Raw genomic sequence first — 26123 nt, 5'->3', positions numbered from 1 at the left:
TCGGACAGGCACCCCGTGCCCGCTGCCGGCCGGGCCGGGCCGACAGCGGGGGCCGCCCGGCCGGCATGGGTGGTGTGCCGGTCAGGACAGGCCGGCGCGGAGGGCGTTGACGCGCCCGGCGCCCGCGTCGAAGGCTGCCCCGTCGAGCGTGCCGGCCGCCAGCGCCTCGCTCAGCGCGGTCACCGCCTCCGTCCCCTGGCCGGCGTCGCGGGCCGAGCACAGGATCAGGTCCATGCCGGCCGAGGCGGCCAGCACGCTGCGCTTCGCCGTGCTGCCGTAGGCCTGAAGAGCCCCGGCCTCCAGGGCGTCGGTGACCGTCACGCCCGTGAACCCGAGCCGGTTCCGCAGCTCTCCCACCACGGTCGCGGACAGGCCGGCGGGCCGGTCGGCGTCCAGCGCCGGGTAGACGGCCCAGGACAGCATGACGAGCTTGGTCCCGGCGGAGATCGCCGCCCGGTACGGCACCTCGTCGACGCCGCGCAGCGTGGACGCCGACGTGGTGAGGGTGACGGGACCCAGGTCGGTGTTCTGGCCGGCGGAGGCGGCCCCGAGACCGGGGAAGTGCTTGGCGGTGGCCGCCACCCCGGCGTCCTGCTGCGCGGTGATGAAGGCCGAGCCGCAGGTGCTCACCGCCTCCTGGTCCTTGCTGTACGAGCGCTCGTACTGGTCGGTGAAGTCGCCGGCCGTGCGGTACACGTCGAGCACCGGCGCCAGGTTGACGTTCATGCCGATGCCCGCGAGGTTCATGCCCGCACCGCTGCCGGTGAACTCCGCCTGTCCCTCCGGGTCCGTGGAGGCACCGACATCCTTCGCGGACAGCACGGGCTCGCCGGGCAGACGGCGCACCATGCCGCCCTCCTGATCGGTCATCAGGAGCAGCGGGGCCTTCACGGGGGCGGAGGCGTTCGCCTCGTTCATCTCCTGGATGACTCCGTCGATCTGGCTCAGGTTCTTTATGTTCTCCCCGAAGAAGATCACCCCGGCGGTACGGCCCTCCCTGATCGCGTCCATCAGCCCGGCCGGAGGCGTGAGCCCGGAGTAGGAGTGGATGACGCGCTGCCCGGCCCGCTGCGCCGGGGTCAGGGCGGCCAAGGGGGAGCGCGCCCTGCCGGGAACGCGCACGGCCGCGTCCGTGCGGCCCGCCAGCCCCAGCCCGCCGGCCAGGGCCGCCGTTCCGGCGAGCAGAGCGCCGCGCCTGCTGAGGGGCCGTGGTGTCGAGCTCATGGCTTTCTCCTTCGCGAACTGTTGTGGTACCCGGCCGGGCCGTCGGCCGGAACTCCGGGCCGGAGCAGACCGGTTGGCCTGCTCCGACCCGCGGTGCCGATCGTGCCGGGGTCAATGAGCCCCGGGACCCGCTGTCACGGGGTGTTGTTGGCCAGGGCCAGCAGACGGGAGCGGTCGCCGCTGAAGCGGTCGCGGTCGACGTTGCCGGAGATCCCGCTCACCGAGCCGGTGGACGTGTACTGCCAGACGGTCCAGAACGGGAAGCCCTGCGGGATGCTGGGGCTGCCCGCGGAGGTCCAGTGGGCCACCCACAGCGGGCTCTTGGCGGACATGCCGGTCCAGCCGCCGGTGCAGGAGTTCCACCAGCTCGCGCTGGTGTAGATCACGACGTCGCGGCCGGTGCGGGCCTTGTACGTGTTGTAGAAGTCGAGGATCCAGGACTGCATCGCCGCGGCCGTCTTGCCGTAGCAAGTGCCCTCGATGTCCAGCACGCCGGGGAGCGTCAGGTTGTCGCGGGACCAGGCGCCACCGTTGCTCGCGAAGAAGTCGGCCTGCGCCGCGCCACCGGACACGTCGGGCCGCGCGTAGTGGTACGCACCCCGGATCACGCCGGCGTTGTAGGCGCCCACGTAGTTGGCGCTGAACGTGGAGTCCTTGTACGTGGTGCCCTCGGTCGCCTTCATCCAGGCGAACTCGATGCCCGCGCCGCGCACCGAGCTCCAGTTGATGCTGCCCTGGTAGCCGGAGACGTCCATGCCCACGGGGTTCGCCAGGAGGTTCGCGTCCGGCGTCGGGTCGAGGTTCAGCTGCCGGCTGTCCGGCTTGAAGTCCTTGCTGTCCTGGACGTAGCCCACGCCCATGTAGCCCTTGCCCAGTGGCACGGCGCTGTCGGACGGCAGCGGCGCCGAGGAGGCGGTGCCCGACATCAGGCTGAGGGTCAGTGCGGCGCTCACGCCGAGGACACCGGCCACGGTGAGTCTTTGCTGTACGGACTTGCGGGAAAGGCTCCGGGGGAACATGGATTCCTCCTGCTTTGTGGGGGGTGGGGTTCTGTGGTGCCGAAGGGGTGGTGCGGTGGAGCCTGGCGCGCCGGTGCGGGAACGGCGCGGCAGAGAGAAAGGCCAGCGTGCGTCCGGTCAGGAGGAGACGGCCGCACGCTTCCCCGGGAGGGATCTACGCGCGTCCACATGACGCGAACACGACACAGTGAGCCACAGGAACGTGCATGCGGTAAATAGTTTTCCGATTCGTTAGTGGTCTAGACCTCCCTGCACTCCGGTGAGCTGCGGAAACGGATCGGCCCCGGCGGAACTTTCTCCAAGTGGCGTGAGTGGAGCAGAAATTGACGGTCCGACTGCCGGTGAGTCGGGTCCGTTCTTATTCGCCGCCGTGGGTGTCGCGTGGCCGCGAGACCGTGTCCTCGGCGCTCCGGGAGCCGTTGACCGCCTGGGCGCGTACTGCGGGACGAGGCGGCGGAGAGTGTGGGTGCCGCGAGGGTGTAGGTGGCGACGGGTACCGCCTTCGGTCGGCCGGCTGGCTGGGTGGATGGGGCGCGAGCGGGAGCGCGTGCCCGGCGCACGGGAGCGCGGTGTGATCTGGGTATGACGGAGAGTCTGCGGGCGTACGCCAGCGGCTATCCGGATTTGATCGGGTCGTACGCAGCGATACTCGCACAATAGGGGCATGTGATGGCTGAATGTTTCTGTTGGGGCCGGGTCGCCATATGTCTCGGGCGGGTCGCGGCCCTTGCCGGTCCATTGAGTACGCGTGAGCAATGGGCTGAATTTGCGTCTTCGGCCGACGAGGGTCCTCTATTGTGATTGACGCGAGCGGGTGAAGCCGGGGGGTTCCGGCTCGGCTATCGGCGTAAGTCGGTATCCCGAGGCGTAACGTATCTCCGCCCGCATGGTCGAGATCGCACCGTGAGGGGACGGGCGGTCCGGCGGGTGGCTGCATGAATTGATCGGTGCAGCGTGCCCGGAAAAGGCTGATGAACATGCCGTGGAAAGTGCGAGAACAGGTGGGGGACGGTCGTGGCTAATCCTTTCGATGACGAGTCGGGGCGGTTCGTGACGCTGGTGAATGGCGAGGGGCAGTACTCGCTGTGGCCGGCGCACATTGATATCCCGGGCGGCTGGCGCGTCGGTGGCCCGGAAGGGTCGCGTCAGGAGTGTCTGGACGCGATCGAGGCCGCGTGGACCGACATGCGGCCCGCCAGCCTCGTGCGGCTGATGGAGGCCGACGCCGGATAGGGGGACGTCCGGGCCGTCGGAGGCGTCGTAGGTCCCCACCGGGGCGGGCAGGTTCTGGCACTCCCGCCTGATCGAATTCGCTCTCAACCGAGCAGAATCGATCAGGCGGGAGTGGTAATCATTCATGCCTCGCCTGTAAGTGCTCATGTTGCCGTCGTGTGGTTTTCATGAATCATCGGTGGACCGCCTCGTGGCTCGTCCTTGAATACGTGAAGGCAGCGGAGTGCCTCGCCGGTTGTCCTACCCGGTAGCGCCCCGTCAGTGCCTGCTGTCACAGGCGTGGCGATTTTCCTCTTGGCTTTCTCCGGCCGCCGTCGGCTCTGGATGCCGCATCGGCGCTGCCGGTTTTCGTCGCGCCTTCTTCGTCCCCACGAAAACTCTCCCCAAAGGTGTGGTTCCGCATGCACGAAAACGATTCCGTCCCCGTAGTCCCGGTTCCCGGTGAGGACTTCGGGATGACCACGGCTCAACAGGGCGTCTGGTACGGGCAACTGGTCGATCCGGAGAGCCCGAAATACAACATCGGGGAATGCTTCGAGATTCGCGGCGGCCTCGACGAGGCCCTGTTCGCCGCGGCGTTCGACCGGGCCGTCGCGCTGTGCGACAGCCTCAACGTCGAGTTCGTCACCACGGACGACACGGTCCGCCAGCATGTGGTCCGTCGCCCCCCGTCCGAGACCGGCCGGCTCCGCCTGGTCGACCTGTCCGACGCCGACGATCCCGCCGGCGTGGCCGAACGCTACCTGGCCGAGGACATGGCAGCCGTCGACAGGCTCGACGCCCCGCACCACCACTTCGCGCTGCTCCGTCTCGGCCACCGACTGCACTACTGGTACGTCCGCTTCCACCACATAGCCGTCGACGGTCTCGGCGGCGCCGTCTTCGCCCGCACCGTCGCGGACCTCTACGGACGCGCCGTGCTGGGCGAGGACCTCGCGGCAGTCGAGCTGCCCGCCGCCCCCCTGCGCGAACTCGTCGCCGACGAGGAGGCCTACCGCGGCTCGGACCGCTACGAGGCCGACCGTGCCTACTGGACCGGCCGGTTCGCCGACCTGGTCGCGGACCGCGCCACGGACACGCCCGGTGCCCAGGGCGAAGCGGACGAGCACGGCGGCAGGGCGCTCATCCGCCGGCGCACCGACGCCCCGGCACCGGCCGTCCCCGACAGGCCGGGCGTCGGCCTGCACACCGGAGAGTCACTGCCCGTCGCCGTCCTCGACAGCCTTCGGGCGCTCGCCGCCGCCCACCGCACCGGCTGGAGCGCCGTCCTCGTGAGCGCGGTCGCCGCCTACGTCGGCCGGGTCACGGGAGCACGGGACGTCACCGTGGGCCTCGCCTCCAACGGCCGGCACGGCGGACTTCGGCACATCGTCGGCATGACCGCCAACATCCTGCCGCTGCGCCTGACCGTCACCGCCGACATGACGGTCGGAGCCCTCGTACGCGCCGCCGCCGCCGAGATGCGCGGCGCCCTGCGCCACCGCCGGTTCTCCCGCGAACAACTCGCGCGTGAACTGAACATGGCCGACGACGCGGCCCGCCTCACCGGTGTCGTCGTCAACTTCATGGGCTACGACTACGACCTCGACTTCGCGGGCAGCCCCGGCGCCTCCCGTGTGCTGTCCATCGGGCCCGTCGACGACGTGTCCCTCTTCGTCTCCGAACGGGCCGAGGGCAAAGGACCGTTGATCGGCTTCGACGCGAACCCGGAGCTCTACCGTCCCGAGGACGCGCGACTGCACCAGCAGGCCGTTGTCTCCTTCCTGTCCGCCCTGGCCGACGCGGACCCCGAAACGCCCCTGCGCGATCTGCCGTTCGTCGACGCGAACACCGCCGCCGACCTGTACGCACAGGGGCGCGGCAGCGCCCTGCCGGCCGAAGCCGTTGCATCGAGCCTGCCGGAGGCGTTCGAAGCGCAGGCACGCCGTACACCGCAGGCCCCGGCGGTGGTGGACGGAGCCGTCACGCTCACCTACCGGGAGCTCGCGCGGGCGGCGGAGAACCTCGCGGGCGCCCTGGCCGGCTGGGGAGTCGGCGCCGAGGACGGCGTCGGCGTCCTCGTCGGCCGCTCTACGGCCGTGCTGCCCGCCACACTCGGCGCGGTCGGCGCAGGGGCGGCGTACGTACCGATGGACCCCGCCTGGCCGGCCGAACGGCTCGACCGCGTCGTGGCAGCGGCCCGCGTCCGCGCCCTGGTGGTCGACGAGGCGGCCGCCGGACAGCCATGGGTACGGGAGTCGGCCGCCGGCCTGCCACTGATCGTCCTCGACACTCACGGCGACGTGTTGCGCGGCGCCCCTCCGCGGCCGGGCCCCCTGCCGCGGGAGATCCGCGGCGACCGGCTCGCGTACGTGATGTTCACCTCCGGCTCGACCGGTCTGCCCAAGGGTGTCGGCGTCACCCACGCCGACGTCCTCGCGCTGGCCGCCGACCGCGCCTGGACGGACGGCGTGTCCGACGCCGTGCTGATGCACTCGGCCTACGTGTTCGACGCCTCCACCTTCGAGATCTGGGCGCCGCTCCTGAACGGCGGCCGGGTGGTCGTCGCACCCGGCGGCGTACTGGAGGCGCGGGTCCTCCACGACCTGGTGGACCGGCACGGCGTCACCGCGCTGTTCCTGACGACCGCCCTGTTCAACGTGATGGCCGAGGCGGACCCTGCCGCGTTCGCCGGGCTCCGCCTGGTCGCCACGGGCGGCGAGGCGGCGACCCCGGACCTCATGCGGCGGGTGGCCGCCGCGACACCCGGCACACTCGTCCTGCACGTCTACGGGCCCACGGAGACCACGACCTTCGCCGCGCGCCATCCCGTCGCCCCCGACGCCGGGGGCGTACCGCCCATCGGCCGGCCCCTCGACGGAACGAGCCTGTACGTCCTCGACGACGCCCTCGGCATGGTGCCGCCCGGCGTCGTGGGGGAGCTGTACGTGAGCGGCCACGGCGTCGCCCGCGGCTACCAGGGCAGTGCCGCGCTCACCGCCACCCGATTCGTCGCCGACCCGTACGACGCGTCCGGCCGCCGGATGTACCGCACCGGCGACCTCGTGCGCTGGACCGCGCACGGCGACATCGAGTACGTCGGGCGAGCGGACGGCCAGATCAAACTCCGCGGATTCCGCATCGAACCGGCCGAGACGGAGAACGTCCTGCTGACCGACCCGGACGTGCGCGGCGCCTGCGTCGTGGTCCGTGAGGACACCCCCGGCGACCGCCGGCTCGTCGCCTATGTCGTGCCGGCCCCCGGTGCCCGGCTGGACGACTCCGCCCTGACCCGCCGTGTCGGGCGCGCACTGCCCGCGTACATGGTGCCCTCAACGTTCGTGCCACTGGACGCGCTGCCACTGAACCCCAACGGCAAGGTCGACCGCCGCGCTCTGCCCGCCCCCCGCGCCGTCACCACCAGGGGCCGCGCACCCCGGACCGCCTACGAGGAGGTGCTGGCCGGCCTGTTCGCCGATGTCCTCGGTGTGACCGGGGTCGGCATCGACGACAACTTCTTCTCCCTGGGCGGCCACTCACTGCTCGCCACCCGACTCACCGGCCGGGTGCGGACCGCCCTGGGCGCCGAACTCGGCCTGGGCACCCTCTTCGACCATCCCACGGTCGCCTCCCTGGCCGCCGCCCTGGACACCACCGGGGCGCTCCGGCCCGTCCTCTGCCCGCAGCCGCGCCCCGAAGCGGTACCGCTGTCCTTCGCGCAGCAGCGCCTCTGGTTCCTCAACCGGGTGGAGGGGCCGGGCGACGCCTACAACGTTCCGCTCGTCCTCGAACTCGACGGTCCGCTGGACACGGACGCCCTGCGCGGCGCCCTCGCCGACGTGGTCGCCCGGCACGAGAGCCTGCGCACGGTCTTCGCCGAACACGACGGCGTCGCCCGTCAGGAGGTCCTCGACGCGGACGCCGCGCAATCGCTCGTCCCCCTCCTCGTGGAGCGGCCCCCGGCCGGGGAGAACGCCGACGCCTGGGCCGGGAACACCGTGCGCCACCTGACCACCACGCCCTTCGACCTCACGGGCGACACCGCAGTCCGCGCCCGCCTCCTCCGTCTGGACCCCGGCCGCCACATCCTGGTTCTCGTCCTTCACCATGTCGTCGCGGACGGCTGGTCCCTCGCCCCGCTGAGCCGCGACCTCGGCGTCGCCTACCGCGCCAGGACCGAGGGCACGGGCACGCCCGGCTGGACACCCCTGCGCGTGCAGTACGCCGACTACGCCCTGTGGCAGCGCCGGCTGCTCGGCGACGACAGCGACCCGGACAGCCTGGCCGCTCACCAGCTCGCCTTCTGGAAGGAGGCGCTGCACGGCGCCCCCGACCTGCTGGACCTGCCCGTCGACCGGCCCCGCCCGGCCGTGCCCAGCCACCGGGGCGGCGCCGTCCCCTTCGAGCTGCCCGCCCCCGCGCACGCCGCCGTGATCCGGCTCGCCCGTGCCGCCGGCTGCACACCCTTCATGGTGCTCCAGGCGGCCCTCGCGGTGACGTTGCAGGCCCACGGCGCCGGTTCCGACATCCCGCTGGGCACCGCGGTGGCCGGACGCACCGACGAAGCCCTCGACGATCTGGTCGGGTTCTTCGTCAACACCGTCCTCCTGCGCGCGGACCTGTCCGGCGACCCGACGTTCCGCGAACTGCTCGACAGGGTCAAGGCGTTCGACATCGCGGCCCTCAGCCACGGCGACATCCCCTTCGAGCGGATCGTGGAGGCCCTCAACCCCGAGCGGTCCGGCGACCACCACCCCCTCTTCCAGACCATGCTGGTCCTTCAGAACCAGGAGAGGGCGGACCTCGATCTGCCGGGCGTCACCGTCCGCGACCGGTCCCGGCACCGAGGGGGCAGCAAGTTCGACCTGACGTTCTCGCTCACCGAAGCCACCGAAGTCACGCAAGTCACGGAAGCCGGCGGGGAACAGAGATCCACCGAAGAAAGCAGATCCGCCGGACCCGCCGACCCGCCACAGCGCGCCGCCGCGGACACCCCGCCCGGTGCCGGAGGCATCGGCGGATACCTGGAGTACGCGACCGACCTCTTCGACGCCGCCACCGCCCGCGCCCTGTGCACCCGTTTCGCCCGCGTCCTGACCCTGGCCGTGAGCGACCCCGGCCGGGCCATCAGCCACCTGGACCCCCTCGCCTCGGGGGAGCGCGACCGTCTGCTGGCCCAGGGACGCGGCGCGGGGCGGCCCGTGGCCTCCCGTACCGTTCCCGAAGCGGTCCGGGACCGGGCCGCGCGCACCCCCCACGCGGTCGCCGTGCGCGACGCGCACACGAGCCTCACCTACGCCGAACTCGATGCCAGGACCGACAGCCTCGCCCAGGTCCTCAGGGAGCGTGGCGCGGACCGTGAGAGCAGGGTGGCCATCGCCGCGCCGGCGTCCGTGGACACCGTCGTCGCCATGCTGGCCGTCCTGCGGGCCGGCGCCGCCTACCTGCCGATCGATCCGCACTACCCGGCCGCCCGCATCCGCCACATGCTGGACGACGCCCGACCCGTCCTGCTGCTCACCACCACGGACGTCCACGCGGACCTGCCCGGCTGCGACGTCCCGTGGCTGGCCCTGGACGATGCGGCCGGCCGGGCCACGGGCCGCGCCGGAAGCCTTCTGGGCGGCCCCTATCCGGCGGACCCCGCCTACGTCATCCATACCTCCGGATCCACCGGCCGCCCCAAGGGCGTGGTCGTGTCGCACGCCGCCCTGGCCAATCACATGGCCTGGATGGCGCGGCACCTGGCGATCACTCCGGACGACCGGGTCCTCGCCCGTACCTCCTTCAGTTTCGACGCCTCCGTGTGGGAGCTCTGGCTCCCGCTGATGAACGGCGCCGAAGTCTGTCTGCTGCCGGACGGCGCCAATACCGAACCCCGCGCCCTGGTCTCCTGGATGAGGCGATTCGGCGTCACCGTCGCCCAGTTCGTACCCTCCCACCTGGCCCTCGTTCTCGCCGAGGCGGCGCACGCGGCGCCGCTGCCCGGCCTGCGCACCGTCCTGTGCGGCGGCGAACCGCTGCCCCGCGCGCTCGCCGACGAGGTCGCCGGAGTGTGGGGGGCCGAGGTGCACAACCTCTACGGGCCCACCGAGGCGACCATCGACGCGACCGCCCACCGGGTCGACGTACCGGAGCACGGCCGGCGCGCGAATACCGCGACGCCGTACGAGACCGTGCCGATCGGCCGCCCCGTCGACACCATGCGCGCCTACGTTCTCGACGGCCGGCTGCTGCGGCCCGTACCGCCCGGCGTCACCGGTGAGCTGTACCTGTCGGGCCCCAATCTCGCCCGCGGCTACCTGGACCGCCCCGGCCTGACCGCCGCCCGGTTCGTCGCCGACCCGTTCGACGGCGCGGGCGGACGCATGTACCGGACGGGCGACCTCGTGCGGTGGAACCGTCACGGTCTGCTCGACTACGTGGCCCGCGCCGACGACCAGGTCAAACTCCGCGGCTTCCGCATCGAGTTGGGGGAGGTCGAGGCCGCGCTGCTGGCACGCCCCGGCGTCACGGCCGCCTGCGCCGTGATCCGTGAGGACACCCCCGGCGACCGCCGCCTCGTCTGCTACGCCGTCACCGGCGACCCCGCCCTGCGCCCCGTCGCCCTGCGCGACGCCCTCGCCGGGAGCCTGCCGCACTACATGGTGCCCGGTGCCGTCGTCGTGCTGGACGAACTTCCGCTCCTGCCCAACGGCAAGGTGGACCGGCGCGCCCTGCCCGAGCCCGCGCCGGGCTCCCGCACCGGCGACGGCGCGGGCCGGCACACCCTCCAGGAGGGCGTGCTCGCCGGCATCTTCGCCGACGTTCTGCAACGGCCCCAGGTGGCTGCGCACGACAGCTTCTTCGACCTCGGAGGGCACTCGCTCCTCGCCATGCGCGTCGTCAGCCGCGTCCGCGTCGTCCTGGGTGCCGAGATCGCCGTACGCACCCTCTTCGACCACCCGACGGTCGCGGGCCTGGCCCGCGTCCTGGACCTGCGGGACCGGCCCCGCCCGCCGGTGGTGCCCGCGGCACGGCGGCCCGACCCGCTGCCGCTCTCCTCCGCGCAGCAGCGCCTGTGGTTCCTCAACCGGCTTGAGGGCCCCAGCTCCGCCTACAACATCCCGCTCGTGCTCGAACTCGGCGGCGCCCTGGACACGGACGCCCTGCGGGCCGCCCTGCGCGACGTGGTGGAGCGGCACGAGGCGCTGCGTACCCTGTTCCCCGAACGGGACGGCGTGCCGCATCAGCTGGTACTTCCCGCCGCCGACGTCACGCCCCGGCTGCCGGTCGTGAGCACGGCCCCCGCGGATCTGGAGGCGCTTGTGCCGGCCGCCGTGCGCGAGCCGTTCGACGTCAGCACGGACCCGCCCCTGCGCGCCCTGCTCCTGCGCTCCGCACCCGGCCATCACGTCCTGGTCCTCGTCCTGCACCACATCGCGGCTGACGGCTGGTCCCTCGCCCCGCTCGCCCGACACCTCGGCGAGGCCTACACGGCCCGTCTCACCGGCCGGGAGACCGGGCCGGTGGCCGGCACCCCGCTCCAGTACGCCGACTACACCCTCTGGCAGCACGCCGCGCTCGGCGACGGCGTCGCACCGCAGAGCGTCCTTCGCCGGCAGCTCGACCACTGGCACACCGCCCTCGCCGGTCTGCCCGCGCTGATCGACCTGCCGCTGGACCGGCCGCGCCCGGTCACCACCGACCCGGCGGGAGCCGTCCACACCTTCGACGTGCCGCCCGCTCTGCACGCCCGGCTCATGCGGCTGTCGAGGGAGTCGGGCAGCAGCCTGTTCATGGTGCTCCAGGCGGCGGTGGCCACCCTGCTGCACCGGCACGGCGCGGGTGACGACATCCCGCTCGGCTCGCCCGTCGCCGGCCGCACGGACGAGGCACTGGAAGACCTGGTCGGGTTCTTCGCCAACACGCTGGTCCTGCGCACGGACCTGTCCGGCAATCCGACCTTCCGCGAACTCATTCTGCGCGTGCGGGAGTTCGACCTCGCCGCCTACGCGCACCAGGACGTGCCCTTCGAGCGTCTCGTCGAGAGCGTCAACCCGGTCAGGGCGCGCGACCACCATCCGCTGTTCCAGACCATGCTGGTCCTGCAGAACCAGGAGACCGCCCGCCCCGACCTGCCGGGCCTCACCGTGGAGAGCCGGCTCCTGCACAACGGCCTGAGCAAGTTCGACCTCACCTTCGCCTTCGGTGAGGAGCCGGGCGAGGGCGGCCTCACCGCGGGGATCGAGTACGCCACCGCGCTCTTCGACCGGTCCACCGTCGAAGCGCTCGCGGACCGCCTGGTCCGGCTCCTGGAGCAGGTGGCCGACGACCCCGCCCGGCCGCTGGCGGGCTACGACCTGATGACGCCGGACGAGCACACCCGCGTCTCCCACTGGGGCACAGGCGGCAAGCTGCCCGCACCCGCCGAGGACGCCACCCTGCCCGCGCTCTTCGCGGCCCAGGCACGCCGCACACCGGACGCCGTCGCCGTCACCGGTGACGACACCGCCCTCACCTACGCCGGACTCGACCGGATCTCCGACGACCTCGCCCGAGCCCTGGCGGGCCTGGGCATCGGCCCCGAGTCCGGGGTCGGCGTGCTGCTCACCCGGTCGCCGGCGGTCGTGACGGTGTCCCTGGGCGCGGTCCGCGCAGCCGGTACGTACGTCCCGCTGGACGCCCGCTGGCCGGGGGAGCGGCTCGGACAGGTGGCCGCGGTGGCGGCCGTGCGGGTCCTCGTCATCGACGAGGACGCCCTCGCCTCGCCCTGGGTGGCCGAGACGGCCCGCCGGATTCCGGTCGTGGTCGTGGACCGGCTCGGCCGGATCCTCCGCGGCGCGCCCGAGCGGCCGGGGCGCCCCGCCGCCGTGCCGGGCCCCGGGGCCCTCGCCTACGTGATGTTCACCTCCGGCTCGACCGGACTGCCCAAGGGAGTCGGCGTCACGCACGCCGACGTGGCGGCGCTGACGGCCGACGCCGCCTGGCAGGGCGGCGCCGCCGACGCGGTCCTGATGCACTCCGCGTACGTCTTCGACGCCTCGACGTTCGAGATCTGGGCCCCGCTCCTGCACGGCGGCAGGGTCGTCGTCGCACCGGACGGCGTACTCGAGGCGCGTGTCCTCGGTGACGCCGTCCACGAACACGGGGTGACCGCCGTCTTCCTGACGACGGCCCTGTTCAACGTCATCGCCGACACCGATCCGGGCGCTCTCGCCGGCCTCCGCCTCGTCTGCGCCGGAGGTGAACTGGCCTCACCGGACGCGATGCAGCGAGTCGCCGGCACCCTGCCCGGCGTGCGCGTCCTCCATGTGTACGGCCCCACCGAGACGACGACCTTCGCCACCCGCTACGACGTCACGGCCGGCCTGCCGTCCGGTCCGCCGCCCATCGGCCGCCCCCTGGACGGCATGCGGCTGTACGTCCTCGACGGCTCGCTGGGCCCGGTCCCACCGGGCGTCACGGGTGAGCTGTACCTCGCCGGGCGTGGCGTGGCGCGCGGGTACACCGGCCTTCCCGGCCTGACCGCCGCCCGGTTCGTGGCCGACCCGTTCGACACATCGGGCGGTCGCATGTACCGCACCGGCGACCTCGTCCGGTGGACCCGCGACGGACAGATCGCCTATGCCGGCCGCGCCGACGGCCAGGTGAAGCTGCGCGGCCACCGCATCGAACTCGGAGAGATCGAGGGCGTGCTGGCCTGCTGCGAGGGAGTCGCCGACTCCTTCGCCGTGGTCCGCGAGGACACCCCCGGCGACCGGCGGCTCATCGCGTACGTGGTGCCCGCCAACGGGGCGCACCCCGAGCCCGCCGACCTCGCCCGCGCCGTCGGCCGCTCCCTGCCCGCCTACATGGTGCCCTCGGCGTTCGTCCTGATCGGGGCGCTGCCGCTGACCCTCAACGGGAAGGTGGACCGGGCCGCTCTGCCCGAGCCCGCACACCACGCACCCCTTCCCGGGCGCGCCGCCCGCACCGTGCGCGAGGAGATCCTCTGCGGGCTGTTCGCCGACGTGCTCGGCCTCGACGGGGCGGGTCCCGACGACAACTTCTTCACGCTGGGCGGCCACTCCCTGCTCGCCACCCGGCTCGCCGCCCGCATCCGTACCGCGCTCGCCGTGGAGGTCCAGGTCAAGGCCGTCTTCGAGCACCCCACGCCCGCCGCACTCGCGGCCACGCTGGACGGTGCGGAGCAAGCCAGGAGCCCCCTGGAGCGTGCCCCGGTCCGGCCCGATCCGCTGCCCCTGTCCTTCGCCCAGCAGCGACTGTGGTTCCTCAACCGGTTCGAGGGGCCCAGCGCCACGTACAACGTGCCGCTGGTACTCCGCCTGGACGGCCCGCTCGACGCGGACGCCCTGCGCAGCGCCCTCGTGGACGTCGTCGAACGCCACGAGAGCCTGCGCACCGTCTTTCCCGAGACCGACGGCGTGGCACGCCAGGCCGTACTCGACGCCAGTGGCGCCGACCTCGACCTGAGCCCCCGCGACACCGGCCCCGCCCGACTCGACGCGGTCCTGAGGGCCGAGGTGGCGCACCCCTTCGACGTGAGCGCCGAACTGCCCGTACGGGCCCGGCTGCTGCGACTTGGAGCCGAGTCCCATGTCCTCGTCCTGATCGTCCACCACATCGCGGGCGACGGCTGGTCCCTCGCCCCGCTCGCCCGCGACCTCGGCGACGCCTACCGGGCACGTACCGAGGGTGAGGAGCCGGCCTGGACGGAACTCGGTGTCCAGTACGCCGACTACACGCTGTGGCAGCGCGCGCTGCTCGGCGCCGAGGACGACCCGTCCAGCCAGGGCGCCCGCCAGCTGGGCTTCTGGCGCGACGCGCTCGCCGGCGCCCCCGACCTGCTCGACCTGCCGTGCGACCGGCCGCGCCCCGCCGTCACGGCGTACCGCGGAGACGCGTTCGCCTTCCCCGTCGACGCCGAGACCCACCGGGCACTCGCGGAACTCGCCCGGTCGCGCGGAAGCAGCCTCTTCATGGTGCTCCAGGCGGCACTGTCGGTCCTCCTGTCCCGGCACGGCGCCGGTGAGGACATCCCGCTCGGCACCGCCGTCGCCGGACGCACCGACGAAGCACTCGACGATCTGGTGGGCTTCTTCGTCAACACGCTCGTCCTGCGCACCGACCTGACGGGGAACCCCACGTTCGCCGAAGTGATCGACCGGGTACGGGAGTTCGACCTCGCCGCCTACGCCCACCAGGATGTCCCGTTCGAGCGGCTGGTGGATGCCCTCAGCCCGGTCCGGGCCCAGAACCACCACCCGCTGTTCCAGACCATGCTCGTCCTCCAGAACCAGGCGGACACCACCGTCGACCTGCCCGGTCTCACGGTGACCGGGCAGCCCGTGCACACCGGCATCAGCAAGTTCGACCTGACCTTCACCTTCACCGAGACACGCGACGGAGAGGGGCGTCCCACGGGCCTGGACGGCGTCCTGGAGTTCTCCACCGAACTCTTCGACCACACCACCGCCCATGCCCTGGCCGCCCGCCTGACCCGGCTGCTCGCCGTACTCGCCGCCGACCCCGGCCGGCGCGTCCATGCCGTCGGCCTCCTGGAGGCGGCCGAGCTGGCGGATCTGGAGCGGGCCGCACACGGCCCCGTCCGGACCGTGGCGGCGCGCACGGCGCCCTCGGCGTTCCGCGGACAGGCCGCCAGAACCCCCGACGCGATCGCCGTGCGGGACGGGGCGCACCGGCTCACCTTCCGCGAACTGGACACGCTCTCCGACGACTTGGCACACCACCTGCACGGCCGGGGTATCGGCCGCGGCGACCTCGTCGCTCTCGCCCTGGAGGGCACCGCCGACCAGGTCGTCGCGATGCTGGCCGTGGCCAAGGCCGGGGCCGCCTACCTGCCGCTCGACCTGGAGTACCCCGAGGCGCGGATCACCTACATGCTCGACGACGCCCGCCCGGCGCTGCTCCTCACCCACACCACCGCCCGCGCCGCGCGGTACGTCCCCTCCGTGCCCTGCCTCGCGCTCGACGACCGGGCGGCCTGGTCCACGGGGCGCCCGGCGCCGCTCCCCGCCGCGCCGGACCCGCTCGACGCCGCGTACGTCATCTACACCTCGGGCTCCACCGGCCGCCCCAAGGGCGTGGTCGTCACCCATGCGTCCCTGACCAACCACATGGCCTGGATGGCCCGCCACCTCGGCCTCACCGACGACGACCGGATCCTCGCGCGCACCTCGCCGAGCTTCGACGCCTCGGTCTGGGAGACCTGGCTGCCGCTCCTGCACGGCGGCTCGACCTGCCCCGTGCCGCCCGCCGTCAACCACGATCCCTCCGGCCTGCTCGCCCGGATGCGCGACACCGGGGCGACCGTCGCCCAGTTCGTGCCCTCGCACCTCGCGCTCGTCCTCACCGAGACCGGTCCCGAAGAGGCCCCCGCGAGCCTGCGGGCCGTCCTGTGCGGAGGCGAACCCCTGCCCTGGTCCCTGGCCGAACGCGCCGGACAGGCCTGGCAGGTCGAGGTGCACAACCTGTACGGGCCCACCGAGACCACCATCGACGCCACTGCCCACCACCACCGGACCGGGGAGCAGGAGGGGGGCGTGCCGCTCGGCCGCCCCGTCGACAACACCCGCGCCTACGTCCTGGATGCCGGGCTCCGGCCGGTGCCGCCGGGCGTCACCGGCGAACTCCACATCGCCGGCGAGGGTCTCGCGCGCGGCTACCTTGGGCGGCCCGGACTGACCGCCGCGCGGTTCGTCGCCGATCCGTACGGACCCGCCGGCAGCCGCATGTACCGCACGGGCGACCTCGTCAAACGGGGCACCGACGGCCTGCTCACCTACGTCTCCCGCGCCGACGACCAGGTCAAGCTGCACGGCTTCCGCATCGAACTCGGTGAGATCGAGGCCGCGCTCACCGCGCTCGACGGCATCGCCGCCGCCTGCGTCCTCGTCCGCGAGGACCGGCCGGGCGAACGGCGGCTGGTCGCCTACACCGTCCCCGACAGGCGCGGCGGCGCCGCACACCCCCGCGACGCGGAACTGCGCACCCGGCTGGCGTCGGCCCTGCCGCCGTACATGGTGCCCGCCGTCTTCGCCTCCCTCGACGCGCTGCCGCTCCTGCCGAACGGCAAGACCGACCGCAAGGCCCTGCCCGCCCCGGCGCGCCCCGACGCCGTCCGGCCGGGCGGGCGGCCCCGCACCGCTCGGGAACGCGTTCTGTGCGACGTGTTCGCCTCCGTCCTGCGTACCCCGGCCGTCCGCGCGGACGACGACTTCTTCGCGCTCGGCGGCGACAGCATCCTCTCGATCCAGCTCGTCAGCCGGGTACGCGAGGCCGGCCTGCGGGTCCAGCCCCGCGACGTCTTCCTCCACCGCACACCCGAGGCCATCGCGGCCGTCGCCACAGCCCTCGACGAGCACACCACCGCGCCGGCCGACCAGGGCACCGGCGAGATGCCGCCGACGCCCATCGCCGCCTGGCTCCTCGCGCGACCCGGCGCCACGGACGGGTACAACCAGTCCGGGGTCCTGAGCACGCCCGCCGGGGCCGACGAGGACACCCTCGTCGCCGCCCTCCAGCTCCTCGTCGACCACCACGACATGCTCCGCCTGCGGGTCACCCGCCCGGCCGGCGGCGAACCGGTGCTCGAAGCCCTGCCACCCGGCACGGTGGACGCCCGCCGCCGCTTCACCCGCGTCGACATCGCGGGCCTCGACGCGGCAGCCGCGCGCGCCGCCCTCACCGAGGCGGGCGAACAGGTACGCAGGCGGCTGCGTCCCGCCCAGGGGGACGTCGTCGAAGCGGTCTGGTGCGACGCCGGAGCGCACGAGCGCGGGCGCCTGCTGCTCGTCGTGCACCACCTGGCCGTCGACGCGGTCTCCTGGCGCATCCTCGCCGCCGATCTGGCCCGCGCATGGCAGACGGTCACCGAAACCGCCGCCGGGCAGCGCCCCGCCACGGCCACGGCGCTCCCCGCCGTCACCACGTCCTACAGAGGCTGGGCGCACCTGCTCGCCGCCCAGGCGCGCAGCGCCGCGCGGGAAGCCGAACTGCCCCTGTGGCAGGACGTGCTGAGCACCCCGGACCCGCAGCTGGGATACCGGCCGCTCGATCCCCACCTGGACACCGCCGACGGGACACGCACCCTGGTCACCCACCTTCCCGCCACCTGGACGCAGGCCCTGCTCACCACCGCCCCCGGCGCCTTCCACGCCGGCGTGGACGACATCCTGCTCACGGGCCTCGCCCTCGCCGTCTGCGCCTGGCGGGCGGAACGGGCCCCCGGCCCCGGCGGGTCCCGGCCGGCCGGCGCCGGCGTCCTGCTCGACCTGGAGAGCCACGGCCGCGAGCAGATCGCCGACCACATCGACGTGTCCCGGACGGTCGGCTGGTTCACCAGCCTCTACCCGGTCCGGATCGACCCCGGGCCCGTCGACGCCCGAGGCCCCGGCGGTTTCGACGCCGCACTGGTCGAACGCGCCGTCAAACGGGTCAAGGAACAGCTGCGGACCGTCCCCGACCACGGCGTCGGGCACGGAATGCTGCGTCACCTCAACCCGGCGACGCGCCCCCGGCTGGCCACCACGACCGGACCCCAGATCGGCTTCAACTACCTCGGGCGGTACGTCGCCCCGCACGAGGCGGCGGACGGGGGCCCAGGCGCCGACTGGGCCGTACTGCTCGACGGCGGCGGGCCGCGCGGCCAGGACCCCGACATGCCCGTGCACCACGTCATCGACATCAACGCGCACACCGAGGACCTGCCGGACGGCCCGCGCCTGGTGGCCCGCTGGACCTGGCCCAGCGACCTTCTCAAGGAGGAGGACGTGGGCGCCCTGTCCGACGCGTTCACACAGGCGCTGCGCGCCATCGCCGACCATGCCGAACGACCCGACGCGGGCGGCTACACGCCGTCCGACCTTCCCCTGGTGTCGCTCAACCAGGCCCAGATCGACCGACTGCAGAACAAGTGGGGTGGACGCAAGTGACCGGTTTCCAGCTGGAGGACGTACTACCGCTGACGCCGCTTCAGGCAGGCATGCACTTCCACGCCCTGTACGACTCCCGTGCCGTGGACGTCTACACCGCCCAGTTCGTCTTCGACCTCGAAGGCCCCGTCGGCGTCCCCGCACTGCGCGCCGCCATCGGCGGCCTGCTGCGCCGGCACGCCAACCTGCGGGCCGGCTTCCTCCACGAGGACCTGGACGAGCCCGTACAGGCCATCGCCGCCGAGGTACCCGTACCACTGGAGGAACTGGACCTGACAGGTGCGGACGGCACGGGCACGACGGAGGAACGGCTCACCGCGTTCCTCGGCGCCGACCGCACCCGCCGCTTCGACCTGACCACCCCGCCGCTGATGCGGTTCACCCTGGTGCGCACCGGGCCGCAGCGCCACCGCCTCGTGATGACGAGCCATCACATCCTGTTCGACGGCTGGTCGATGCCCCTCATCGTGCGGGAACTGTTCGAGCTGTACGCCACCTGGGGCGACGACAGCGCCCTGCCGCGCGTCACCCCCTACCGGACCTACCTCGGCTGGCTCGCGCAACAGGACCGCACCGCCGCGCTGGACGCCTGGGCCACCGCCCTGGCCGGGATCGAGGCGCCCACCCTGCTCGCCGGGCCCAGTGGCGCGGGCGCGCCGGGCGCCGCCGAACTGCCCGAGACCCTGGTCCTCGACCTGGACGAGGCCACGACGCTCCGGCTGCGCGAGACGGCCCGCGCCCACCGCCTCACCCTGAACACGCTCGTCCAGGGCGCCTGGGGCCTGGTGCTCGGGCACCTCACCGGGCGCCCGGACGTCGTGTTCGGCGCCACCGTGTCCGGCCGCCCGCCGGAGATTCCCGGCATCGAGTCCATGGTCGGCCTCTTCATCAACACCGTGCCGGTACGGCTTTGCCCGGAGCCCGGCGAGACCCTGGCCGGGCTCCTCACACGGCTCCAGGAGGAACAGGGCCGCCTCCTGGGCAGCCAGCACGTCGGCCTGAGCGAGATCCGGGGCGTCACCGGCCTGGACGAACTCTTCGACACCCTCACCGTGTTCGAGAACTATCCGATGGACGACGAGTCCCTGCGCACCGCGCGGCAGGGGCTGGCGGACCTGGCCGTCACCGGCTTCAGCGGCACGGACGCGGCCCACTACCCGCTCACCCTCACCATCGCCCCCGGCGACCGCCTGCGGATCACGTTCGGCTACCGGGCCGCCGTCCTGGACCGCGACGGCGTGGCCCGGACGGCCGCCCGCATGCGGCGCCTGCTGACATCGATGGGGCAGGGGCTCGACCGCCGCGCCGACGCCCTGCCCGTCCTGCTGGACGGTGAGCGCGAGACCCTGCTCTCCCAGGGGACCGGCGCCGAACTGCCCGGCGGCGCCCTGGACATGAGCATCCCGGACGCCGTGGCCGGGTACGCCGCCCGGTACCCGGACGCGGTGGCCGTGTCCGGTGCGGGCGGGCAGCTGACCTACCGAGGGCTCCGCGACCTCTCGGACGAGCTGGCCGGCGCCCTGGCCGGGCTCGGGGCCGGCGCCGAGGACGGCGTCGGCATCCTCGTGGGCCGCTCGACCGCCATGGTCACCGCCTCCCTGGCCGCCCTGCGCGCGGGCGCCGCCTACGTGCCCCTCGACCCGCGCTGGCCGGCCGAACGGCTCGGCCGTGTCGCCGAGGTGGCCGCCCTGCGTGCCCTGATCGTCGACGAGACCGCCCGCGATCACCCCTGGGTAAGCCAACTCGGCCCGGAAACAAGCGTGCTGACCGTCGACACCGAAGGCCGTGTCCGGCAGGGCGGCCCGGCCGCCCCGGGCGCTCTCCCCACGGTCACGGGCGGAGCCCGGCTCGCGTACGTCATGTTCACCTCCGGCTCCACCGGCCTGCCCAAGGGCGTCGGCGTCACCCACGCCGACGTGACCGCCCTCGCGGCGCACCGGGCCTGGGCCGACGGCACGGCCGACGCCGTCCTGCTGCACTCGGCGTACGTCTTCGACGCCTCGACCTTCGAGATCTGGGCCCCGCTCCTCAACGGCGGCCGCGTCGTCGTCGCTCCCGAGGGCACGCTCCAGCCCGCCGTGCTCAGGGACCTCGTCACCCGGCACGGCCTGACCGCGGCGTTCCTGACGACGGCCCTGTTCAACGTCCTCGCGCAAACGGACAGCGACGCCCTCGGCCTGCTCCGTCTGGTCGCCACCGGAGGCGAGGCCGCCGCGCCGGGCGTCCTGCAACGCCTCGCCGCCGCCCACCCCGGCACCGCCGTCCTCCACGTCTACGGGCCCACCGAGACCACCACCTTCGCCACCGCCCACCACGTCAGCCCCGACGACGCTCCCACCGGTGCGGCCCCCGTCGGACGGCCACTCGACGGCATGCGCGCCTACGTCCTGGACGCGGCGATGCGACCCGTACCACCCGGCGCCGAGGGCGAGTTGTACGTCGCGGGCGCCGGCGTCGCGCGGGGCTACCTGGGGCGGCCCGGCCTCACCGCCACCCGGTTCGTCGCCGACCCGTTCGACGGCACCGGCGCGCGCGTGTACCGCACCGGCGACCTCGTGCGCCGGGACGTCGACGGCGCCCTGCACTACGTGGCCCGGACCGACCAGCAGATCAAACTGCGCGGCCACCGCATCGAACCCGCCGAGATCGAGACGGTGCTCCGCGCCGACCCGTCCGTGCACGCCGCCTGCGTCCTGGTCCGCGAGGACCTGCCCGGCGACCGCACCCTCACCGCCTACGTCGTCCCCGCCCCCGGGCGCGCCCCGGACCCCGCTCAGCTCGCCGCACACGTAGGACACCACCTGCCCGCCTACATGGTGCCGTCCGTCATCCAGCCGGTCGGCGCGCTGCCGCTGACCCCCAACGGCAAGCTCGACCGGGCGGCCCTGCCCGAGCCCGCCGGCCCGTCGGCCACGCACGTCCGGCCGCCGCGCAGCGCCCTGGAGGAGATCCTCGCCGGACTGTTCGCCGACGTGCTCGGCGTGGCACGCGTCGGCATCGACGACAGCTTCTTCGCCCTGGGCGGCCACTCCCTGCTCGCCACCCGTCTCGTGGGCCGTGTCCGCACCGCCCTGGACACCGAGACCGAGATCCGCACCCTCTTCGAGAACCCCACCGTCGCCGCACTCGCCGCCGCCCTGGAGGTGGCGGACCGGCCCGCCCGCCCCGCCCTGGTCCCGCAGGAACGCCCCGACACCCTCCCACTGTCCTACGCCCAGCAGCGCCTGTGGTTCCTCCACCGGCTCGAAGGCCCCTCCCCGACGTACAACATCCCCTTCGCCGTACGCATCGACGGACCACTCGACACGGAGGCCCTGCGCCGGGCCCTGCACGACGTCGCCGGCCGGCACGCCGCCCTGCGCACCGTATTTCCCGAGAGCGACGGCGGACCGCACCAGCACATCACCGCACCGGACGACGTCCGCCTGCCGTTCACCCTGGAGACCGTCGAGGAGGACAAACTCCACCACCGGATCAGAGCCGCCACGGCCGAGCCGATCGACATCGAGAACAGTCCTCCGCTCCGGGCCACCCTGCTGCGCATCACCGACGACGCCCACGTCCTGGTGCTCGTCATCCACCACATCGCCGCTGACGGCTCGTCCCTCGCGCCCCTCGCCCACGACCTGGGCACCGCCTACCGGGCCCGTGCCGGCGCCGCGGAACCCGCGCTGACCGCACTGCCCGTCGACTACGCCGACCACACGCTCTGGCAGCGCCGCCTGCTCGGCGACGAGCACGACCCGGACAGCGTCCTGTCACATCAACTCGCCTACTGGAAACAGGCGTTGGACGGTCTTCCGGAGATGGTCGAGCTGCCCCGGGACCGGTCGCGCCCGGCCGTGCCCCGGCACACCGGTGCCACCTACGACTTCGCCGTCGGCCCTGCCACCTCCCGACGGGTCGCGGAGCTCGCCCGTGCCGGCGGATGCAGCGTCTTCATGGTGCTCCAGGCCGCCCTGTCGACCGTCCTGTCCCGGCACGGCGCCGGCGACGACATACCGCTGGGCACGGCCGTCGCCGGACGGACCGACGAGGCCGCCTCGGACCTCGTCGGTCTCTTCGTGAACACCCTCGTCCTGCGCACGGACCTGTCCGGCGACCCGACTTTCCTCGAACTGCTGCACCGGGTCAAGGAGTTCGACCTCTCCGCGTACGCACATCAGGACGTCCCCTTCGAGCGACTGGTGGAACTGCTCAACCCCGCGCGCTCGCAGAGCCACCATCCGCTCTTCCAGACCATGCTCGTCCTTCAGAACCACACCCCCGCCGCCCCGATCGACCTGCCGGGCCTGACCGTGAGCGGCGTCCCGGTCGACGCCGGGGTCAGCAAGTTCGACCTGTCGTTCACCTTCACCGAGACGTACGACGACAGCGGCGCTCTCAACGGCATGCGGGCCGCCGTCGACTACGCGACGGAACTCTTCGACGCGGCAACGGTCCGCGACCTCGCCGACCGGCTCGTCCTGCTGCTCGACGCCGTCAGCGCGGACCCCGACCGCCCCCTGCACACCTACGACGTGCTCACCGCCACCGAGCACACCCGACTCGCCGCCTGGGGGACCGGGCCCGTCGAGAACCTGCCCGAGTCGACGGTTCCCGCGCTCTTCGCACAGTGGGTCCGCCGGACCCCCGACGCCCCGGCGGTCCGCGACGCCGGCACCACCCTCACCTACGGCGAACTCGACGCCCGTGCCGACGCCCTCGCCCGCCACCTCGCCGCCCACGGCATCGGCCCCGAGGACCGGGTGGCCGTCGCCCTGCCCCGCACCCACCACCTTGTCGTCGCTCTGCTCGCCGTCCTCAGGACCGGGGCGGCCTACGTGCCGCTCGACCCCGACTACCCGGCCCGGCGCCTGTCCCACATGCTCGACGACGCCGCTCCGCGCCTGCTCCTCACCACTCCCGCCGTCCACCGCGCCCTCCCGGACACCGCCGTGCCGTACCTGTACGCTGATCAGCTCGGGGACTGTGCCCGGACGCCCACCGAGGCCCGCACGGGCAACGCTCCGCACCCGGCACACCCGGCGTACGTCATCTACACGTCCGGGTCCACCGGCCGCCCCAAGGGCGTCGTGGTCACCCACCGGGGCGTCGGCGCCATGGCCCGGACGCAGAGCGAGCGGCTGCGCGTCGCCCCCGGCAGCCGCGTGCTGCACATGGCGTCCGTCAGCTTCGACGCCGCGTTCTGGGAACTGTGCATGGGGCTGCTCTCCGGAGCCTGCCTGGAGATAGACACACGCGAAGCCCTGCTGCCCGGCCCCACCCTCGCCGCCCTGGTCCGCGAACGGGGCATCACCCACCTCACCCTGCCGCCCGCCGCACTCGCGGTGATGCCGCCCGGCTCGCTGCCCCCCGGCACCACGATGGTCCTCGCCGGGGAGGCGTGCCCGCCCGCCCTCGTGCACGCCTGGGCGCGGGACCGGTTCCTCGTCAACGCCTACGGCCCGACGGAGACCACCGTCTGCGCCACCATGAGCGGCTGCCAGCACGCGGACGGCCCGGCGGCACCCGAGCGCACGGTGCCCATCGGCGCCCCGGTCAACGGCACCCGGGTCCACGTCCTCGACGACCGGCTGGCACCCGTACCGCCCGGCGTGGCCGGCGAGCTGTACGTGTCCGGTGCGGGAGTCGCCCGCGGGTACCACGGCCGGGCCGCGCTCACCGCGTCCCGGTTCCTGGCCGACCCCTTCGACCGCGACGGGGGCCGCATGTACCGCACCGGCGATCTGGTGCGCTGGACGGCGGCCGGAGAACTCGTCTACGTCTGCCGGGTCGACGACCAGGTCAAACTGCGCGGCTTCCGCATCGAACTCGGCGAGATCGAGGCGGTGCTCGCCTCCCTGCCCGGCGTCGCCGCGGCCTGCGCCGCCGTCCGCGAGGACCGGCCCGGCGACCGCCGCCTCGTCGTGTACACCGTGCCGACGGACGGTGTGCCAGGCCCCGACGAAGCCGAGGTGCGCGCGCACCTCGCCGCGAGCCTGCCCGCCCACATGGTCCCCGCAGCCCACGTCAGCCTCGGGGCCCTGCCCGTCACGCCCAACGGCAAGACCGACCGGCGCGCCCTGCCCGCACCCCACCGCGCCGGGCCGGCCGGCGGCCGGGCGCCGCGCACCGCGCGTGAGCGCGTCCTGTGCGAGGTGTTCGCGGAGACGCTCGGCGTGCCCGCAGTGGGCGTCACGGACGACTTCTTCACCCTGGGCGGCCACTCGCTGCTCGCCGTGACCCTGGCCAGGCGGATCGGGGAACGATGCGGCCGGCGCCCCTCCCTGCGCGCCCTGTTCGCGGCGCCCACCGTCGAGGGCGTCGACCGTCTGCTGGGGAGCGCGGCGGGGGAGGAGGACCGGGAGAGCACCGCGACACCTGACCTCGCCTCCGAGGTCGGGCTGGCCGCGGACATCTCGGGCACGGGCCGGGACGCCGCCGCGGCCCACGTGCCCGCCCCGGCACGCAGGCACCCGCGTCCGTCCGCCCGGCCGCTTCTGACCGGCGCTTCCGGCTTCCTCGGCGCCTTCCTCCTGCGCGACCTCATCGAGACCACCGACGGCCCCGTCGACTGCCTCGTACGAGCGGCGGACGACCACCGCGCGGCGCAGCGCCTCCGGGCCAACCTGGAACGCTACGGCCTGTGGCGTCCCCGGTACGCGGAACTGATCCGCCCCGTGCCGGGCGACCTCGCCGCCCCCGGCCTCGGTCTGTCGACCGCGGACCGGACCGCTCTGGTCCGCCGCCTCGGCCCGGTCCTGCACAACGGCGCGCGCGTCAACTTCGCCGCCGCGTACGGTGATCTGCGCGCCCCCAACGTGGCCGGCACCGAGGAACTGCTGCGCCTGCTCGCGGACTCCGCCTCACCCGGGATGCACTACATCTCGACCACCGGTGTGTACGCCCCGGCGTCCGGCCCCCGCTCCGTCACCATCACGGAGTCGACCCCGACGGGCCCGGCACCCGACCTGCCCGACGGGTACGCGCAGAGCAAGTGGGTCGCCGAGGGACTCGTCGGCCTGGCCCGCGAACGGGGCCTGCCGGTGACCGTCCACCGGCCCGGCCGGATCAGCGGCGACACCGCCACCGGCGCCTGCCAGGACCGCGATCTGCTGTGGCAGCTCATCAAGGGCTGCCTCCAGGCGGGAGCGGTGCCGGACCTGCCGTACGGGTCGACCGACTGGGTGCCGGTCGACTACGTCAGCGCCGCGGTCGTGGCCCTCGCCGCATCAGACCGGACCGGGGCGGAGACGTATCACCTCACCAACCCGGACGCGCCCGGACTGGACCGGGTCTTCGAAGCGGCCGCCGGCCTCGGGCACGAGCTGCGAACCGTTCCCGCGGCGCACTGGCAGGCCCGGATAGCAGCGCAACCCGACAACGCGGCGCAACTGTTCCTCGGCGACGAGGGCCGGACCCGGCACGAGGCGACGGACCTCCGCCGCTTCGACTCCCACCGCACGGCCGGCGCCGCGGCGGCCGCGGGCATCCACCAGCCGCCCCTGACCGACGAGATCCTGATCCGCTACCTGACGTACTTCCACGGAACAGGGTTCCTGCCCGCCCCGGGGGTACCGGCCAGGTCGTAGCGGCCGGTGGGCTGACCGACAGCACGGCGTTGCCGCCGCGTTGCGCTGCCGGCCGTCAGTCCTTCGTCGTGTCGCCGCAGCCCCAACAGGCGGGGTCGTGCCGCTCGTTGTGTAGATCGAGTACCCGGCGCCCGGCGCGACAGCGGCGGCCGGCGCGC

General features: G+C 73.5%; 5 protein-coding genes. 3 read left to right on the top strand and 2 right to left on the bottom strand.

Features of this window, described 5'->3' with window-relative positions; all coding sequences use genetic code 11:
- Window positions 1–81 precede the first annotated feature (81 nt).
- Both ACZ6S6_RS09965 and ACZ6S6_RS09960 read right to left on the bottom strand, forming a co-directional pair.
- Entirely contained in the window at window positions 82–1224 is a 1143-nt protein-coding gene (locus ACZ6S6_RS09965; RefSeq protein WP_469704682.1) for a glycoside hydrolase family 3 N-terminal domain-containing protein, read from the bottom strand.
- A 134-nt stretch (window positions 1225–1358) separates the two neighbouring features.
- Complete coding sequence (locus ACZ6S6_RS09960) at window positions 1359–2243, bottom strand: GH25 family lysozyme (protein ID WP_469704680.1); 885 nt, start codon at window positions 2241–2243, stop codon at window positions 1359–1361.
- A gap of 1014 nt (window positions 2244–3257) precedes the next feature.
- Here ACZ6S6_RS09960 and ACZ6S6_RS09955 point away from each other — a divergent pair.
- The 3 genes from ACZ6S6_RS09955 to ACZ6S6_RS09945 all read left to right on the top strand — a co-directional run bounded on the left by ACZ6S6_RS09955 (window position 3258) and on the right by ACZ6S6_RS09945 (window position 25965).
- A complete protein-coding gene (locus ACZ6S6_RS09955) occupies window positions 3258–3476 on the top strand; it encodes an MbtH family protein (RefSeq protein WP_362955353.1) in 219 nt (72 codons plus the stop codon).
- Between the two features lie 401 nt (window positions 3477–3877).
- Entirely contained in the window at window positions 3878–18391 is a 14514-nt protein-coding gene (locus ACZ6S6_RS09950) for an amino acid adenylation domain-containing protein (protein WP_469704678.1), read from the top strand.
- Window positions 18388–25965, top strand: coding sequence for an amino acid adenylation domain-containing protein (locus ACZ6S6_RS09945; protein ID WP_469704677.1), 7578 nt, complete (start codon window positions 18388–18390; stop codon window positions 25963–25965). The genes ACZ6S6_RS09950 and ACZ6S6_RS09945 overlap by 4 nt, the downstream gene beginning before the upstream one ends.
- The last annotated feature ends 158 nt before the right edge of the window (window positions 25966–26123 follow it).

It is taken from the genome of Streptomyces sp. NPDC048671, assembly GCF_055587045.1.
The sequence above is the reverse complement of the archived record's forward strand: the minus strand, read 5'-3'. Positions and strand labels throughout refer to the sequence as shown.

Coding starts and splice junctions, on each gene's coding strand:
- ACZ6S6_RS09965 (WP_469704682.1), bottom strand. CDS start 1,224: ATGAGCTCGACACCACGGCCCCTCAGCAGGCGCGGCGCTCTGCTCGCC.
- ACZ6S6_RS09960 (WP_469704680.1), bottom strand. CDS start 2,243: ATGTTCCCCCGGAGCCTTTCCCGCAAGTCCGTACAGCAAAGACTCACC.
- ACZ6S6_RS09950 (WP_469704678.1), top strand. CDS start 3,878: ATGCACGAAAACGATTCCGTCCCCGTAGTCCCGGTTCCCGGTGAGGAC.